At 73.8% G+C, this 16,761-nt stretch carries 15 protein-coding genes, 1 pseudogene and 1 riboswitch; of the genes and pseudogenes, 8 read left to right on the plus strand and 8 right to left on the minus strand.

Translation table 11 applies throughout. The features are described from left to right. Positions 1 to 124 precede the first annotated feature (124 nt). Positions 125 to 238: a putative leader peptide gene (locus tag WCS02_RS00005; RefSeq protein WP_340287855.1), complete on the minus strand. Its 114-nt coding sequence runs from the start codon at positions 236 to 238 to the stop codon at positions 125 to 127. 35 nt (positions 239 to 273) lie between these two features. Next, positions 274 to 384, minus strand: a riboswitch (SAM riboswitch). A 170-nt stretch (positions 385 to 554) separates the two neighbouring features. Then, positions 555 to 1,448: an SDR family oxidoreductase gene (locus tag WCS02_RS00010; RefSeq protein ID WP_340287858.1), complete on the minus strand. Its 894-nt coding sequence runs from the start codon at positions 1,446 to 1,448 to the stop codon at positions 555 to 557. Between the two features lie 101 nt (positions 1,449 to 1,549). Between WCS02_RS00010 and WCS02_RS00015 the strand changes: the two genes are divergently transcribed. Further along, complete coding sequence (locus WCS02_RS00015; protein WP_340287861.1) at positions 1,550 to 2,212, plus strand: HAD family hydrolase; 663 nt, start codon at positions 1,550 to 1,552, stop codon at positions 2,210 to 2,212. Positions 2,213 to 2,234: 22 nt separating this feature from the next. Here WCS02_RS00015 and WCS02_RS00020 read toward each other — a convergent pair whose 3' ends face one another. The 4 genes from WCS02_RS00020 to WCS02_RS00035 all read right to left on the minus strand — a co-directional run bounded on the left by WCS02_RS00020 (position 2,235) and on the right by WCS02_RS00035 (position 6,760). Continuing rightward, positions 2,235 to 3,155 (minus strand): carbohydrate ABC transporter permease, encoded by a 921-nt coding sequence (locus WCS02_RS00020; protein ID WP_340287864.1) that lies wholly within the window; start codon positions 3,153 to 3,155, stop codon positions 2,235 to 2,237. Continuing rightward, on the minus strand, positions 3,152 to 4,093 hold the full coding sequence (locus WCS02_RS00025; protein WP_340287867.1) for a carbohydrate ABC transporter permease: 942 nt from the start codon (positions 4,091 to 4,093) through the stop codon (positions 3,152 to 3,154). Before WCS02_RS00025 ends, WCS02_RS00020 begins: the two co-directional genes overlap by 4 nt. A 79-nt stretch (positions 4,094 to 4,172) precedes the next feature. Then, the gene (locus WCS02_RS00030) at positions 4,173 to 5,558 is read right to left on the minus strand and encodes an ABC transporter substrate-binding protein (protein ID WP_340287870.1); all 1,386 of its coding nucleotides are present in this window, start codon (positions 5,556 to 5,558) and stop codon (positions 4,173 to 4,175) included. Positions 5,559 to 5,695: 137 nt separating this feature from the next. After that, positions 5,696 to 6,760, minus strand: coding sequence for a LacI family DNA-binding transcriptional regulator (locus WCS02_RS00035; RefSeq protein ID WP_340287873.1), 1,065 nt, complete (start codon positions 6,758 to 6,760; stop codon positions 5,696 to 5,698). A gap of 197 nt (positions 6,761 to 6,957) precedes the next feature. Here WCS02_RS00035 and arfA point away from each other — a divergent pair, with 197 nt between their 5' ends. Further along, on the plus strand, positions 6,958 to 8,478 hold the full coding sequence (arfA, locus tag WCS02_RS00040; protein WP_340287876.1) for an arabinosylfuranosidase ArfA: 1,521 nt from the start codon (positions 6,958 to 6,960) through the stop codon (positions 8,476 to 8,478). A 22-nt stretch (positions 8,479 to 8,500) separates the two neighbouring features. Here arfA and WCS02_RS00045 read toward each other — a convergent pair whose 3' ends face one another. Further along, complete coding sequence (locus WCS02_RS00045; RefSeq protein ID WP_340287879.1) at positions 8,501 to 9,718, minus strand: MFS transporter; 1,218 nt, start codon at positions 9,716 to 9,718, stop codon at positions 8,501 to 8,503. Between the two features lie 30 nt (positions 9,719 to 9,748). Between WCS02_RS00045 and WCS02_RS00050 the strand changes: the two genes are divergently transcribed. Continuing rightward, positions 9,749 to 10,471 (plus strand): FadR/GntR family transcriptional regulator, encoded by a 723-nt coding sequence (locus WCS02_RS00050; RefSeq protein WP_340287882.1) that lies wholly within the window; start codon positions 9,749 to 9,751, stop codon positions 10,469 to 10,471. A gap of 50 nt (positions 10,472 to 10,521) precedes the next feature. Here the strand turns inward: WCS02_RS00050 and WCS02_RS00055 are convergent, their stop codons facing one another. Further along, the gene (locus tag WCS02_RS00055) at positions 10,522 to 10,800 is read right to left on the minus strand and encodes an Lrp/AsnC family transcriptional regulator (protein WP_340287885.1); all 279 of its coding nucleotides are present in this window, start codon (positions 10,798 to 10,800) and stop codon (positions 10,522 to 10,524) included. 159 nt (positions 10,801 to 10,959) lie between these two features. Here WCS02_RS00055 and WCS02_RS00060 point away from each other — a divergent pair, with 159 nt between their 5' ends. The 5 genes and pseudogenes from WCS02_RS00060 to WCS02_RS00080 all read left to right on the plus strand — a co-directional run bounded on the left by WCS02_RS00060 (position 10,960) and on the right by WCS02_RS00080 (position 16,678). Continuing rightward, positions 10,960 to 11,703, plus strand: a complete 744-nt coding sequence (locus WCS02_RS00060; RefSeq protein ID WP_340287888.1) for a hypothetical protein — start codon at positions 10,960 to 10,962, stop codon at positions 11,701 to 11,703. Positions 11,704 to 11,835: 132 nt separating this feature from the next. Beyond that, positions 11,836 to 12,578 (plus strand): annotated as a pseudogene (locus WCS02_RS00065) (response regulator transcription factor). Beyond that, the gene (locus tag WCS02_RS00070; RefSeq protein WP_340287891.1) at positions 12,575 to 14,059 is read left to right on the plus strand and encodes a sensor histidine kinase; all 1,485 of its coding nucleotides are present in this window, start codon (positions 12,575 to 12,577) and stop codon (positions 14,057 to 14,059) included. Before WCS02_RS00065 ends, WCS02_RS00070 begins: the two are co-directional and overlap by 4 nt. Before the next feature lie 85 nt (positions 14,060 to 14,144). After that, positions 14,145 to 15,176: a LacI family DNA-binding transcriptional regulator gene (locus WCS02_RS00075; RefSeq protein WP_340287894.1), complete on the plus strand. Its 1,032-nt coding sequence runs from the start codon at positions 14,145 to 14,147 to the stop codon at positions 15,174 to 15,176. Positions 15,177 to 15,355: 179 nt separating this feature from the next. Further along, on the plus strand, positions 15,356 to 16,678 hold the full coding sequence (locus WCS02_RS00080; protein ID WP_340287897.1) for an ABC transporter substrate-binding protein: 1,323 nt from the start codon (positions 15,356 to 15,358) through the stop codon (positions 16,676 to 16,678). The last annotated feature ends 83 nt before the right edge of the window (positions 16,679 to 16,761 follow it).

Below are 16,761 nucleotides of genomic sequence, written 5' to 3' on the forward strand. Positions count from 1 at the left end.
GGGCGGCGTGCGGGCGCCCGGGTGGGCGCCGGCGCACGGCGGGGCGGCGGCCGTCCCAGGTGGGACGGTCGCGGCAGCGCTCAGCGGTGCTGGCGCGGGGGGCCGACGGACGTCGGCCGGAGGGTCAGACGGAGGACCGCTCGGGGCGTCGACACATCGCGCTGGCCGTCCGGGCCAGGTCGATGTGGCGTCGGCAGAAGGCGTCCAGCCCAGCGAGGGCGGTCACCCGGGATGTCATGTGCACAGCGTGTCCTCAGGACCAGGGCTCGGCACGAGCCGCGTTTGCCGGACAGTCCGTCCGGCCGGGTCGTCGACCTGGGGCACCCCACCGCGGAGGAGGGTTGCCGTGCAGCGAGCCAGGCCTTGACGCTGCAACTCTTGACCTGGGTGGAACCTATGGACCCCCCGTCGCGGGTGTCAACACCGCCGCGCCGGTTGTCTCAGCACGTGGTCACGGCGTCTGCGGTGGGACCCGGCCGCGTCTCGAGGGGTCGCCGGACAGGCCGACGGGCCCGCGCGCGGGGTGCGCGCGGGCCCGTCGGGAGGTCCTGGGATCAGGGGGTCGGCATGCCCCCGGTGACGCCGATGCGCTCGCCGGTGATGTAGCTCGACTCCTGCGAGGCGAGGAAGACGTAGGCCGGTGCCAGCTCCGCGGGCTGCCCGGCGCGCCCGATCGGCGTCTGCTCGCCGAACCCGTCGACCTTCTCCTCGGGCATGGTCGCCGGGATGAGCGGGGTCCAGATCGGCCCCGGGGCGACGGTGTTGACGCGGATCCCGCGGGGGGCGAGCTCCTGGGACAGGCCCTTGGTGAAGTTGAGCAGGGCGCCCTTGGTCGAGGCGTAGTCCAGCAGCTCCGGCGACGGCTGGTAGGCCTGGATGGAGGTGGTGACGATGATGCTGGCGCCGCCCTCCATGTGCGGCACGGCGGCCTTGCACAGCCAGAACGCCGCGAAGACGTTGGTCGTGTACGTGCGCAGCAGCTGCTCGGTGGTCAGGTCCTCGATGCCGGTGATCGACATCTGGAAGGCCGCGTTGCTCACCAGGACGTCGATCCCGCCGAGCTCGGAGACGGTGCGCCCCACGAGCTCCTGGCAGTACTGCTCCTCGCGGACGTCGCCCGGGGCGGTGACGCAGCGGCGCCCGGCGGCCTCGACGACCCGCACCGTCTCCTGCGCGTCCTCCTCCTCCTCAGGCAGGTAGGAGATGACGACGTCGGCGCCCTCCCGCGCGAAGGCCAGCGCGACCGCCCGGCCGATGCCGGAGTCCCCGCCGGTGATGAGGGCACGACGGCCCTCGAGGCGTCCGCTGCCGCGGTACGACTCCTCGCCGAAGTCCGGCTCCACCGGCATGTCCTGCTCCAGCCCCGGGTGGGGGATGGAGTGGCCGGGCAGGTCGTCGGAGGACGTGTGCTGTGTCGTCGGGTCCTGGGGGGTGGTCTGGTCGCTCATGGCGCTGCTGTACCCCGCCCCGGGGGCCGGACACCTGCGCGCGGCAGGTGCGGCCCGTCGCCGCTGCGGTTGGCGGTGCCGGGCGCGGGTAGGGCGGGGGGATGGCAGACACGGCGATCTTCGACGTCGACGGGACCCTGGTCGACACCAACTACCAGCACGCGCTGGCCTGGTACCGGGCGTTCCGGCGCTTCGGCATCACCAAGCCGCTGTGGCGGGTCCACCGCGGCATCGGCATGGGCGGGGACATGTTCGTCCCCGAGCTCGCCGGCCCCGACGTGGAGGAGTCCTTCGGCGACGACCTGCGCGACGCCTGGGTCGAGGAGTTCGACCTGCTCCTCGACGAGGTGCAGCCGTTCGAGGGGGCCTACGAGCTGCTGGCCGAGGTGAAGGAGCGCGGGTTCCGGCTGGTGCTGGCCAGCTCGGGCAAGAGCCAGCACGTCGACGCCTTCCTCGACCTGCTCGACGCCCGCTCGCTGGCCGACGCCTGGACCACCAGCGACGACGTCGCCCGGAGCAAGCCGGAGCCCGACCTCGTCGCCACCGCGCTGGGCAAGGTCGAGGGGGCCAGCGGGGTCATGGTCGGCGACTCGGTGTTCGACGTGCAGGCGGCCGCCAAGCTCCAGGTGCCAACGATCGCGGTCCGCACCGGTGGGTTCTCGGTCGGCGAGCTGCACGAGGCCGGTGCTGTGGAGGTCTTCGACTCCCTCGTCGCGTTCCGCCGTGCCCTGGACGGCACCGCCCTGGCCCGCGCCAGCCGCTGAGCCGGGCGCGGGCCGGCCGCCCCTACTTGAGGCTGCCGATCGTCAGGCCGCCCTGCCAGTACTTCTGCAGGCTGACGAAGGCGACCACGAGCGGGATGATCGACACCAGGGCACCGATGATGATGAGGCTCCACAGCGAGGTCCCGCCGCCGTTGTTGGCCGAGGCGAGGCCCTGCCACAGGTTGAGCCCCACCGTCACCGGGAAGAGCCGGTTGTCGTTGAGCATGACCAGGGGCAGGAAGAAGTTGTTCCACGTGCCGACGAAGGACAGCAGGAGCACCGTGACGACGGCCGGCCGCATGAGCGGCAGGGCCACCTGCACGAACGTCCGCAGCTCGCCGGCGCCGTCGACCCGGGCGGCGTCGAGCAGCTCGTCCGGCACGGCGTCGCGGGCGTAGACGTGCATGAGGTAGACGCCGAAGGGGTTGAGCAGGGACGGCAGGATGACCGCCCACATGGTGTTGGTCAGCCGCAGCTCGGACATGAGCAGGAACGTGGGGATGACCAGCGCGGTCAGCGGCACCATGACCGAGCCGAGCAGGATCGCGAAGAACGCCCGCCGGAACGGGAAGCGGTACTTGGCGAAGCCGTAGCCCGCGGCGACCGACAGCACGGTGGCCCCGACCCCGCCCGCGAGGGCGTAGAGCGCGGAGTTGAGCAGCCAGCGGGCGTAGATCCCGCCGTCGAAGGTGAACAGCTGCTGCAGGTTGCCCAGGTAGTCCACGTCGGTCGCGAACCACAGCGGGTTGCTGCCGCCGAACAGGCCGGCCGCGTCCTTGGACGCCGCGACGATGACCCACCAGAACGGCACGAGGAAGTACACGAGCAGCGCCGCGAGGAACGCGTGCGGCAGGACGTTGTTCTGGCGCGGACGCTTGCGCGGCGCTCCCCCGGCCGGGCTGCGAGGACCGGCGGGCGGACGGGTGCTGGTGACGGTGCTCATGACAGGAAGCTCCCCCGGCGGCGGGTGAGGAACAGGAAGAGGTAGACAGCGACGAAGATGACCGCGCCCAGCGCGAAGGAGACCGCCGAGGCGTAGTTGAACTGTCCCTGGCTGAAGGCCAGCGTGTAGGCGTAGATGTTCGGCGTGAAGTCGCCGCCGATGGACCCCGAGGCGAGGAACCGCAAGATCTGCGGCTCGTTGAAGAACTGCAGCGTGCCGATGAGCGCGAAGACGAGGATGAGGAACAGCGCCGGCAGCACGAGCGGGATCTTGATCCGCCAGACGATCTGCCAGCTGCTCGCGCCGTCGATGCGGGCGGCCTCGTACAGGCTGGGGTCGATCCCCTGCAGCGCGGCGTACAGGATGATCATGTAGTAGCCCGCCCACTGCCACGTGACCACGTTCATCAGGCCGTAGAACACGAGGTCGCGGCTGAGCAGGAACGGCGCGTCGGCGCCGAACGTGCCGAAGATGTCGTCGAGCGGGCCGAAGTTGGGGCTGTAGAGGAACCCCCACATGAGCGCCCCGATGACCGCGGGGATCGCGTACGGCAGGAAGATCATGAGCCGCGAGAACCGGGCGAAGCGCGTGGTGAGGCCGTCGATGACCAGCGCCACCGCCAGCGAGACGAGCATCTGCACCGGGATGAGCACCAGCGAGAACCGGACGACGAACCACACGCCGGACAGGAAGTTCTCGTCGGTGAAGGCCTTGGCGTAGTTGGCGAACCCCGTGAAGCGGGTGCCCGTGGCCAGGCCGCTGCTGAACAGGCTCAGGTAGAACGCGTACGCCATCGGCGCGACGAGGAAAACGAGGAACACCAGGGCGAACGGGGCGACGAACACCAGCCCCAGCCATTCCCGGCCGCGCGAGGCGGGCCGGCGCCGGGCCGGCCTGGTGGGCGCCGCCGCGGGCGCGGCGGGGGAGACGAGGGTCATGTGCGCTCCAGCTGGTGGGTGGGGGTGGGCGCACCGGCCCGAGGAGGGGCCGGTGCGCCCGGGGGCACCGCGCGGAGGGTCAGTCCGTGACGGTGAAGCCCTGCTCCTCGGCGTAGGCGGTGACGGTCTCCTGCAGCTCCGCCGCCGCCTCGGCGCCGGTCACCTCGCCGGCGTTGATGGCGGCGATCTGCTCGGTCAGCGACTGGTAGTAGAACTGGCCGAACGGCGCGTAGGTGAAGCCCTCGTAGGCGTCCGCCGCGGGGACGTAGACCTCCTTGTTGGCCTGCTGCCCGTCGAAGAAGCCCACCTCGTAGTCGACGAACTCGGCCGAGGTCAGCACGTCCTGGTTGAGCGGGAAGATGACCTGGTTCTGCCAGCCGTCCGTCAGGGACTCCTCGTCCGCGTACAGGTCGAAGGCCACGCCCGCGGCGAGCTCGGGGTCGGCGGCCTGCGTCGTCACGGCGAAGGCGGAGCCGCCCCAGTTGACGGACACGGGGTCGGCGCCCTCCCACTGCGGCAGCGGGGCGACGGCGAAGGTGCCGGCGTCGGCGCCCTCGCCCACGCCCGCGCCGCTGAGGTAGCCGGGGGCCCAGGCGGCCGAGACGTACGTGGCGTAGTCGCCGCCGACGACGCCGGAGATGTACTCCGGCGTGAACTGGTCCTGGGTGCCGACGAGCCCGTCCTGGACCAGGCCGGCCCAGTAGTCGAGGACCTTGACCGAGGCCGGGTCGTCGAGGGCGACGGAGATCTCCGTGGGGTTGGCCGGGTCGTACTCGAAGGGCTGCGCGCCGGCCTGGATCTGCAGGGCCATGACGACGGCCGGCACGTTGGCGCCGAAGTCGCCGAACAGGGGCCCGCCCGCGTCCTTGACGGCCCGCGCGGCCGCCTCGTACTCCTCCCACGTGGTGGGCGGGGTGACGCCGTACTGCTCGAACACGTCGGTCCGGTAGATCATCGCCATCGGGCCGCCGTCCACCGGGGCGGCGTAGACCGCGTCGCCGACCGAGACGTCCTTCCAGGCACCCTCGCTGAAGTTCGCCTGGACGTCCTCGTAGCCGTAGCCGCTGATGTCGACCAGGGCGTCCTGGATGACGTAGTTGGGGATGCGGTCGGACTCGAGCATGACGACGTCCGGCGCGCCGGTCCCGGCGGCGATCGCGGTCTGGAACTTGTCGTACTGGTCGTTGCCCTGGCCGGCGTTGGTCCAGCAGACCTGGACGTCCTCGTGGGAGGAGTTGAAGTTGTCGACGACCGTCTCCATGTTCGGGTACCAGGCCCAGACGGTGACCTGGGGGACGCCCTCGACCTGGATCTCGTTGGTGCAGGAGAGGCTGTCGTTGCCGCCCCCGCCCGCGGCGGCGGACGCGCCCGCCGCGGAGCCGGAGCCGACGTCGTCCCCGCAGGCGGCCAGCAGCGTCGCGGCGAGACCGGCGGCGGCGATCGCGGACAGGTGCGTGTGCTTCATCGAGGTGCCCCTTCGTGGGAGGTCGGGCGTCGCCCGTCGCACCCCAGGGGGGAGGTCGGCCGCGCTGCCGTACAACGTTGTATTTACCACGTTGTAAACGGGAGTCTGGACGCCGCCCGCAGACGTGTCAAGAGCCGTTACCGACCTGTGGCCGTGGACTCCCGCTCGACCACGCGGAACTGCGTGAGCAGCTCCTGGGGCCGCTCGCCGCGGTCGCCCCCGAGCCGCCGGACCAGCAGGTCGACCCCGGTCCGGGCGATCTCGGCGCGGCCCGGGTCCACCGAGGTGAGGCTCGGGAGCGAGAAGCGACCCTCGTCCAGGTCGTCGAAGCCGATGAGCATGACGTCGTCCGGCACCCGGTGCCCGGCCTGCTGCAGCCGCCGCAGCGCGCCCAGCGCCAGCTCGTCGTTCATGGCGAACACCGCGTCGAGCTCCACCCCGCGGGCGAGCACCTGGTCCATCACCTCGGCGCCGTTGGCCCGGTGCCACAGGTCGACGTAGCCCACGAGGTCGGGGTCGAAGGGCACGCCGGCGGCGTCCAGGGCGTTCCGGTACCCGACGAGCCTCAGCCCCGCCGAGCCGATCTCCTCCCCGGCGTGCGCCCCCAGGACGGCGATCCGGCGGCGGCCCCGCTCGAGCAGGTGGGCCGTGGCCGCGGCGGCCGCCCCGACGTTGTCCATGGCGACGTGGTCGACCGGGCCGTGGAAGATCCGCTCCCCGAGCAGCACCAGCGGCGTGCCGATGTCCAGCAGGTCGGCGTCGGAGTTCTCCATCCCCAGCGGGCTGAAGATGAGGCCGTCGGTGAAGCTGCGCCGGGGGCTGCGGAGCATCTCCAGCTCACGGGAGCGGTCGCCGCCGCCGGTCTGCTCGATGAGCACGACGTAGCCGCGGGCGTGCGCGTGCTCGATGACCGCGTCGGCCAGCTGGGCGAAGTACGCCAGCGTGAGCTCCGGCACCGCGAGCCCGATCGCGCCGGTCCGGCCGCGGCGGAGGTTCCGGGCGGACATGTTGGGCCGGTACCCCAGCTCGACGATGGCGGCGCGGACCTTCTCGCGCGTCCCGGGGCGCACGTGCTGGTAGTCGTTGATGACGTTCGACACCGTCTTGATCGAGACGCCGGCGACCCGGGCCACGTCGTGCATCGTCGCGGACATGGCTCCCCCACGCGTCGTCGCCGCCGACCGGCGGGCGGCCGTGGCCATGACGTTACAACGTCGTAGACGGGCGGCCCAGAGGCTTGCGCCGGACGCCCGCCCTCGGGCATCGTTCGTCTTTACAACGTTGCAATGACGTCACACCGGCACAGGGGCCGGGCCGCCCGGTCGTGGCGCCCCGCTCGCGGGACAGCCTCCGCGGAGCCCCTCGCCGGTGCCCCGCCACGCCGCCTGGAGGCCCCAGCATGCAGCACGCCCGAGTGTCGATCGACCCCGCGTTCGTCGTGGCCCCCGTGGACCGCCGGGTCTTCGGCTCCTTCGTCGAGCACATGGGCCGGTGCGTGTACACGGGCATCTTCGAGCCGGGGCACCCCACCGCCGACGAGGACGGCCTGCGCGGGGACGTGCTGGACCTGGTCCGCGAGCTGGGCGTCACCACGGTGCGCTACCCCGGCGGCAACTTCGTGTCCGGCTACCGGTGGGAGGACGGCGTGGGGCCGGTCGAGGACCGCCCCACCCGCCTGGACCCGGCGTGGCGCACCATCGAGACCAACGCCTTCGGCCTCGACGAGTTCATGGGGTGGGCGCGCAAGGCCGGCATCGAGCCGATGATGGCGATGAACCTGGGCACGCGCGGCATGCAGGAGGCCATCGACCTGCTGGAGTACGCCAACCACCCGTCGGGCACCGCGCTGTCGGACGCGCGCGTGGCGCACGGGGCGACCGAGCCGCACGGCATCCGGATGTGGTGCCTGGGCAACGAGATGGACGGGCCGTGGCAGCTCGGCCAGAAGACGGCCGAGGAGTACGGCCGCCTGGCCGCGCAGACCGCCCTGGCGATGCGCCAGTTCGACGCGGACCTTCAGCTGGTCGCGTGCGGGTCCTCCAGCCGGACCATGCCGACGTTCGGCGCCTGGGAGGCGACGGTCCTCGAGCACACCTACGACGTCGTCGACTACATCTCCGCCCACGCCTACTACCAGCTGCACGGCGACGACTACGCGAGCTTCCTCGCCTGCTCCGTCGACATGGACCGCTTCGTCGACCAGGTCGTGGCGACCGCCGACCACGTCGGTGCCCGGCTGCAGTCCGACAAGAAGATCGACGTCTCCTTCGACGAGTGGAACGTCTGGTACCTCGAGGAGCTCAAGGCCGGCCAGGGCGGCCTGCCGGAGGACTGGGTCGAGGCGCCGCGCACGAGCGAGGAGGCCTACACGGTGGTCGACGCCGTCGTCGTCGGCTCGCTGCTCATCACGCTGCTGCGGCACGCGGACCGGGTGACCGCCGCCTCGCAGGCGCAGCTGGTCAACACCATCTCCTCGATCCGCACCGAGCCGGGCGGGCCGGCGTGGCGCCAGTCGATCTTCCACCCCTTCGCCCAGACCGCCCGCCACGCCCGCGGCACGGTCCTCGACCTGCGCGTCGACGCCCCGACCCTGTCCACCCCGGTCTACGGCGACGTGCCCCTGCTCGACGCGGTCGCCACGCACGACGCCGAGACCGGCCGGGTCGCGGTGTTCGTCGTCAACCGGCACCCGTCGGAGCCGCTGTCGTTCAGCACGGCGCTCCGCGGCTTCGGCGGGGGCACCCTCGTGGAGGCGCTGGTCATCGCCGACGAGGACTACGCCGCCGCCAACACCCAGGACGACCCCGACCGGGTCGTCCCCCACGAGCACCCCGGGGCTCGCGTCGACGACGGCACGCTGCTGGCCGAGCTGCCCGCGGCCTCGTGGAGCATGTTCGTCCTCGAGGTCCCCACCGCCTGACGCGGGCGGGCGCGGGTGCCGGTCACGCGTCGACCGGCACCCGCGCCCGCACCTGGTCCTCGAGCAGGGAGGGCCGGCACGCGACGCAGCCGCTGACCAGGAGCACGACGAGGCTGGCGAGCAGGACGACGAACGAGCTGGTCCACGAGCCGGTGGCGGTGTAGAGCACCCCGATGCCGAGCGGGCCGATGCAGGCGATGGCGTACCCGAGGCCCTGCATCGCGCCCGACAGGACGGTGGAGCCCGCCGTGGTCCGGGTGCGCGCGTTGACCAGCGTGAGGCAGAGCGGGAACGTGCTCACGCCGATGCCGAGCAGCACCACCCAGGCGACCGCGCCGGAGCCGGGCGACAGCAGCAGGCCGGTCCACCCGCCGGCCAGGCACAGCGTGCACACGACGACCACCACGGACGGGTCGCGCAGCCGGATGGCCAGGGGCGGCACGACGAACGCGGCCGGCAGCCCGAACACCGAGAACAGCGCCAGGAGCGCCCCGCCCGAGGTGGGGTCGGCGCCCGCGTCGACGAGGATGGCGGGCAGCCACGTGATGACCGCGTACACGTTGAGCCCCGTCATCCCCAGCATGAGCACGAGCGACCAGAGCAGCGGGGTGCGCCAGGCCCCCGCCAGCCGCACCGGAGCGGCCGTCGCACCGGCCGGCGCCGCACCTGCCGCACCGCCCGCGCGCACGGCGAGGACCACCCACAGCACGACCGCGACGCCCGTCAGGGGCGCCCACATCCCCGCGGCCCAGCGCCAGCCCGCGCCCAGCGCCACGGGCAGCGCGAGCAGCGGGGCGACGAACTGGCCCACCTGCAGGAGCGCGATGTACAGCGAGCTCATGGTCTTCAGGCGCGCCGAGAAGTACTTCTTGACCAGCGGGACCACGAGCACGTTGGACGCGCCGACGCCCGTGAACGCCACGACCGTGGAGGCGACGAGGGCGGCGGTCGACGGGGACAGCGCCCGCAGCAGGACCCCGGCGGTGGTGAGCGCCACCGCGAGCGCGAGCGTGCGCTCGAGCCCGAACCGGCGGGCGAGCGCGGCGGCGAGCAGGCCGAACACGGCGAAGCTGGCGGTGACGATGGTGCCGAGCACGCCGTACAGGGACGGCCCGAAGCCCAGGTCGGCGCCGATGACGTCGAGCAGCGGGGTGAAGCCCGTGACCGCGGTGCGTAGGTTGAGGGCGGTCAGGACGACCGCCAGCAGGGGCAGCAGGCTCGGGCGGGCTCGGTCGACCATGGGCTGCTCCGGGACAGATCGGATGATGGGATGAATGACGGTACCGATCCGGCCGACCGCCCGCTCCCCCGCCCGCCGACCCTCGCCGACGCCGTCACGGCGCGCTTCCACGCCGCCATCGCCTCGGGCGAGTGGCCCGTCGGGCGGCGGATCCCCGTCGAGGCGGACCTCATGGCCTGGGTCGGCGCGGGCCGCAACACCGTGCGCGAGGCCGTCTCGTCGCTCGTGCAGTCCGGCCTCGTCCGCAGGGAGCAGGGCCGCGGCACCTTCGTCATCGCCCGCTCGTCGCTCGTGACGTCCCTGTCCCGGCGGGCCGGCCGCGCCGCCCGCCGCGACGTCCTCGAGCTGCGGGCCGCCGTCGACGGTGCCGCCTCGGCCGTCGCCGCCCGCCGCCGCGACAGCTCCGACGTGACCGCGCTGCAGGAGGCCCTCGGGGCCCGGACCCGCGCCTGGGCGGGCGACGACCGGGCGGCCCGGGTCGCCGCCGACGTGGCGCTGCACCGGGCCGTCGTCGTCGCGACCCACAACGAGCTGCTCGTCGAGGTCTGGGACGGTCTCGTCCCGCTGTACGAGGAGGTGCTCGCCGACGACGTCGACCCCGACGAGGACCCGCACGCGGACGAGCACGAGCAGCTCGTCCGGGCCGTCGTCGAGCGTGACCCCGACCGCGCGGCGGCGGCGGTGCACGCCGTGCTCGGGCCGCTCCTCGACGCCCTCGCCGAGCCGGACGCCCTCGCCGACCCGGCACCCTGACGGTCGTCGGCGCGCCGCGCTGCCCGGGTCTGAGGCCCGGCCGCAGCCCGCTACTCCAGGCCGACGGAGAACGCGGCGTCGAGGTCGTGCCGGCTGTAGGTCCGGAACGCGATCTTGGTGTTGGTCTCCACGACGCCCTCGACCTTGGACAGCCGGTCGGCGATGACGTCGGCGAGCTCGTCGTGCTGCCGCACCCGGGCGATGGCGACGAGGTTGCTGTCCCCCGTCACCGAGTAGACCTCGCTGATGCCCGGGATGTCGGCGATCTCCTGCGCCACCTCGGGGATGCGGTCGGCGGTCGTCCGGATGAGCACGATGGCGGTGAGCACGTCCGTCATCGTCGCGGACAGCCCGGGTCCTCGGCCACCCCTGCCGGTCGGACGGCACCTGGCAGGTGGTCGACATGCTCCGCACAGCCTCCGCACAGCGACGGGGCGCACCGTCGGGGGACGGCGGGGGCACCAGGTCCCAGCCACGGAGGAGGACCCATGAAGAAGCAGCTGACCAGCGTCGTCGTCACCGGCGCCATCGCCCTCGGCGGGCTCGGGGCGGGGCTCGTGGCCCTGCCCGTCGTCGCGTCCGCCGCCACGGCCGCGCCGTCGCAGGAGGGCACGGTCGCCGGGGCGGTGGCCGACCGGGTCGAGGAGATCCGCGCCGCCCTGGACGGCCTGGTCTCCGACGGCACCCTGGACGACGCCCAGGCCGACGCCGTGGCAGAGACCCTCGACGGGGCGTGGCCCGGTCGCGGTCCCGGCGGCGGGCACGGCGGTCCCGGCGGCGCCCCCGGCGGCCCCGGTGGCCCCGGTGGACCCGGTGGACCCGGCGGGGCGGCGCTGGACGAGGCCGCCGGACTGCTCGGGCTGACGGAGGAGGACCTGCTCGCCCGTCTGGAGGAGGGCGGCTCGCTCGCGTCGGTCGCCGAGAGCGAGGGCGTCGCCCTGGACACCCTGGTCGACGGGCTCGTCACCGCCGCGCAGGAGCACCTGGCCGAGCACGTCACGGCCGGCGACCTCACGCAGGAGCAGGCCGACGAGCGCCTGGCCGACGTGCAGGAGCGGGTCGAGACCCTCGTGCAGGAGGAGGACCTCCCGCTCGGTCGCGGCCACCGCGGCCCCGGCGCCCCGGCTGACGGCGCGACCGACGGCTCGACGGACGGCTCGGCGGACGGCTCGACCGTGACGCCGGCGCCGGGCGACGACGCCACCGCGGAGAGCACGGGCCTGACCGCCTGACCGCCTGACAGCGAGCCGCGCCAGACGGACGCGCGCGGCCCCGCACGCCCCGGTGCGTGCGGGGTCCGCGCGGTCCTGCACCTCGCACCGGGCGCACAGCCGGCGCACAGCCGCGCCCGCCATGCTGGGCAGGTGCCCGCCCCGACCCCGCCCCTGCTGCGCCCCGACGGCTCGGCGCTGCGCGTGCTCGTCGTCGACGACGAGCAGTCGCTCACCGAGCTGCTGTCCATGGCGCTGCGCTACGAGGGCTGGGAGGTCCGCACCGCCACCGGCGGCCTGGCCGCCGTGCGCGCCGCGGAGGAGTTCCGCCCGGACGCCGTCGTGCTCGACGTGATGATGCCGGACATCGACGGCCTGGAGGTGCTGCGCCGCCTGCGCAGCACCGGCGACGACGTGCCGGTCCTCTTCCTCACCGCCCGGGACGCGGTCGAGGACAGGGTGGCAGGGCTCACCGCGGGCGGCGACGACTACGTCACCAAGCCCTTCAGCCTGGAAGAGGTGGTGGCACGGCTGCGCGCCCTGGTGCGCCGCGCCGGTGCCGTCGCCGTCCGGGACGACGCCCGGCTCGTGGTCGGCGACCTGGTGGTAGACGAGGACTCCCACGAGGTGACGCGCGGGGGCGTCGAGGTCGCCCTCACCGCGACGGAGTTCGAGCTGCTCCGCTTCTTCGTCCGCAACCCGCGCCGGGTGCTGAGCAAGGCGCAGATCCTCGACCGGGTGTGGAGCTACGACTTCGGCGGGCAGGCCAACATCGTCGAGCTGTACGTGTCCTACCGCGCAAGAAGATCGACGCGGGGCGCCCGCCGATGATCCACACCCTGCGCGGCGCGGGCTACGTCCTCAAGCCTGCCGTCGAGGTCGACGCCGCGCCGTGAGGCGGCCCTGGGGCCTGCGCCGCCGGCTGCTGCTCGCGCTCGTCGTCGTCACCGCGGTGGTGACGCTCGCGGTCGGGACCGCGAGCGTCGCGGTGCTCCGCTCGTTCCTCGTCGGCCGGCTCGACGACCAGCTGACCTCGGCCGTGCAGCGCTCCAGCGAGGGACGCGACGGCCCGGGCGGCCGTCCGGGGGCGGGCCCCCGCGGCGGCGTCGACGGCGGGCCGCCCTTCCTCCTCGTGCCCGGGCAGGCGGCAGGGACCCTGGGGGCGGAGGTCGACGGCGGCACGGTGCTCCGGGCCGCCGTCCTCGACGCGGGCGGCACCCCTGAGCCCGTGCCCCCGGAGGCCTACCCGGCGCTCACCGGCGTCCGCGCCGGCGACGACCCGCGCAGCGTCGACGTGGCCGGGCTCGGGTCGTACCGGGTGGTCGCCGTCGGCACCCCGGACGGCGCCGTGCTCGTCACGGGGCTGCCGCTGGAGCAGGTGACCAGCACCACCACGCGGCTGGCGGTCGTCCTCCTCACGGCCACCGCGGCCGGCTGCGCCGTGGTCCTCCTCGCGGGCGGGCCGGTGGTGCGCCGCGCGATGCGCCCCCTCGCGGAGGTGACGACGACCGCGGCGCGGGTCCGCGCCCTCGACCTGTCGGGCGGGGACGGCGCCGTGCCCGACCGCGTGCCCGCGCGCGTCGCCCGCACCCCCGACGAGGTGGGCGAGGTCGCCGCCGCGCTCAACCTCATGCTCGACCACGTGGAGGACGCGCTGCTCGAGCGGCACCGCAGCGAGACCCGGGTCCGGCAGTTCGTCGCCGACGCCAGCCACGAGCTGCGCACCCCGCTGGCGTCCGTCCGCGGCTACGCCGAGCTCGCCCGCCGCGGGCCCGGGCCGCTGACGCCGGACCTCGCGCACGCGCTGGGACGGGTGGAGGCGGAGGCCGGGCGGATGGGCGACCTCGTCGACGACCTGCTGCTGCTCGCGCGCCTGGACGCGGGACGGCCGGTCGAGCGGCAGCCGGTCGACCTGGTGCCCGTCGTGGTGACCGCGCTGGCCGACGCCCACGCGGCCGGGCCGGACCACCGCTGGCACCTCGACCTGGCCTCCGAGGAGCCCGTCGTGGTGGTCGGCGACGAGGCCCGGCTCCGGCAGGTGGTGACCAACCTGCTCGCCAACGCGCGGGTGCACACCCCGCCCGGCACGACCGTCACGCTGTCGCTCGGCCGAGACCCGGACGCGTCACCGGGGGCCGGGGGCGAGGTCCTGCTGCGCGTCGCCGACGACGGCCCCGGGATCCCCGAGGACCTGCGGGGCTCGGTGTTCGAGCGGTTCGCCCGCGGCGACGGCAGCCGGTCCCGGGCGGCGGGCAGCACGGGTCTGGGGCTGTCCATCGTGCAGGCCGTGGTCCAGGCGCACGGCGGCCGGGTCGCCTGCCCACCGTCGCCCACCGGGGCCGTCGTGGAGGTGCGGCTGCCGGCCGCGCCCTCCTGACGACGTCCCGGACCGCCCCGGTACCGCCCTAGGCTGGGTGGTCTCCGCCCCGCCGGGCGGGCTCGGGCAGGATTGGCGGACGGCGATGGTCTCCTCAGGTGGTCGCGTCCCCGCGACGCTGGAGTCGGTCGCCGCCGCGGCAGGGGTGTCCCGCGCGACGGCCAGCCGGGTGCTCACCGGCTCTCCCCGGGTGAGCGAGGCCGCGCGCGACAAGGTGCTCGCCGCCGCCAGCAGCCTGGCCTACGTCCCCAACGCCGCGGCCCGCAGCCTGGTCACCAGGCGCAGCGACACCGTGGCCTTCGTCGTCTGCGAGCCCGAGGAGAAGTTCTTCTCCGACCCGTTCTTCGCCACCGTGCTCAAGGGCGCGCACCGGATCGTCGCCGCGCACAGCCTGCAGCTCGTCTTCGTCGTGGTCGCCACCGACGAGGACCGCGACCAGCTCGAGCGGTTCGCCGCGGGCGGCCACCTGGACGCGGCCATGTTCGTCTCGCTCCATGGCAGCGAGGACATGCCCGCCCGCCTGGACGCCCTCGGCCTGCCCGTCGTCATGGCCGGCCGCTCGCTCGACCCCGGCGCCGCCGGGCTGCCGGTCGTCGACGTCGACAACGCGCAGGGGGCCGGCGTCGCCACCCGCCGGCTCGTGGAGCGGGGCTGCCGGCGGATCGGGACGATCAGCGGGCCGACGGACATGGCGGGCTCGATGGACCGCCTCGACGGCTGGCGGGAGGCCATGGCCGCCGCGGGCCGCACCCCGCACGAGGACGACGTCGTCACCGGCGACTACACCGTCGAGGGCGGGCACGAGGCGATGGTCACCCTGCTCGACCGGGGTCCGGAGGTGGACGGCGTGTTCTGCGCCAACGACCTCATGGCGGCCGGGGCGCTGCGGGCGATCGCCGACCGCGGGCTGTCGGTGCCCGACGACGTCGCCGTCGTCGGCTTCGACGACATCCCGGTCGCGCTGGCGACGCAGCCGCCGCTGACGACGGTGCACCAGCCCATCGAGGAGCTCGGCCGCCGGATGGCGCAGTCCCTGGTCACCTCGCTGGTGGCCGGGGAGCCGGCGCCCCAGCACGTGCGGCTGCACACCCACCTGGTGGTGCGCGGCTCCGCCTGAGCCGTCCGGGGGCGCCCGTGGAAGCGCTCTCACGAATTTCCGGGAAACCGTTGACAGGGCCGGGGACCGCGGGCGACCCTTGCCGCACGACAGCGTGAGAGCGCTCTCACACCGGCAGCACGACAGTGCTGGCCGGCCCTCCACCACTGCCTCGACGACGAGGCGGAAGGACTATCGACATGATGACGAGTCGAGCACGGACGGCCATCGCGGTGATGGCGGCAGGAGCGCTCGTGGCGCTCGCAGGCTGCGGCGGCGAGGAGGCCACGGCGGCCGAGGGCGGCGCGGACGGCGGCAGCAGCGCCGGCGGCGAGTCCGTCGAGCTGACGGTCAGCCTCTTCGGCACCTTCGGCATGGAGGAGGCGGGCCTCTTCGACCAGTACGAGGAGGAGAACCCCGGCGTCACCATCAGCTACGAGACGACGCAGGGCGAGGACACCTACTGGCCCGCGCTGCTCACCAAGCTCAACGCCGGCAGCGGCGCCTCCGACATCCAGGGCATCGAGGTCGCCCGCATCCGCACCGCGACCACGGAGCTCGCCGACAAGTGGGTCGACCTCACGCAGACCGAGGCCGCCGACCAGCTGGGCGAGTACGCGCAGTTCAAGCAGGACGCCGCCACCACCGAGGACGGCGCGGTCGTCGGCCTCGGCACCGACATCGGCCCCACCGGCATCTGCTACCGCACGGACCTGCTCGAGGAGGCAGGCCTGCCGACCGACCCCGACGAGCTCGCCGCCCAGATGGGCTCGTGGGAGGACTACCTGGCCCTGGGCGAGCAGTACAAGGCGTCCGCCCCCGAGGGCAGCGCCTGGACGGACTCCGCGGGCGGGCTCTACAACGCGATCATCTCCACCGAGTCGGAGATCTACTACGACGAGGCGGGCGAGCTCGTCTACGACTCGAACCCGGCCGTCAAGGCGGCGTTCGACCTGTCGGCGCAGGCCGCGGCGGACGACCTCACCGCCAAGTTCGCCCAGTTCGAGGACCCCGAGTGGAACCCCGGCTTCGGCAACGGCGCCTTCGCGACCATCGCCTGCCCGTCCTGGATGCTCGGCTACATCAAGGGCCAGGCCGGTGACGAGGGCAGCGGCAAGTGGGGCGTGACCTCGCTCCCCGGCGGCGCGGCCGGCAACTGGGGTGGCGCGTACCTCGGCGTCCCCGCCAGCTCCGAGAACCAGGAGGAGGCCGTCAAGCTCGCGATGTGGCTGACCGCCCCCGAGCAGCAGGAGAAGGTGTTCGCCGCCGGCGGCAACTTCCCGTCCAACACCACGGCCATCGACGCGGTCGCCGACACCACGGACGAGTACTTCAGCGACGCGCCGATCGGCCAGATCTTCGGTGACATCGCCAAGAACGCCCCGACCCAGATCCTCGGGCCGGACGACGGCGTGCTCAAGAACGAGATCACCAACGCGCTGCTGACCATCGAGGTCAACGACGTGGACCCGGAGACCGCCTGGACCTCGGCGCAGCGGGCCATCGACAACCAGCTCGGCTGAGCACCGCGGCGGCGGGCGGGCGCACCAGCTGCGCCCGCCCGCCGCCCCGGCCCGACCGCGGTGCCTCCTCGACCAGGACGCCG

It is taken from the genome of Aquipuribacter hungaricus, from assembly GCF_037860755.1.
Classification (GTDB): domain Bacteria; phylum Actinomycetota; class Actinomycetes; order Actinomycetales; family JBBAYJ01; genus Aquipuribacter; species Aquipuribacter hungaricus.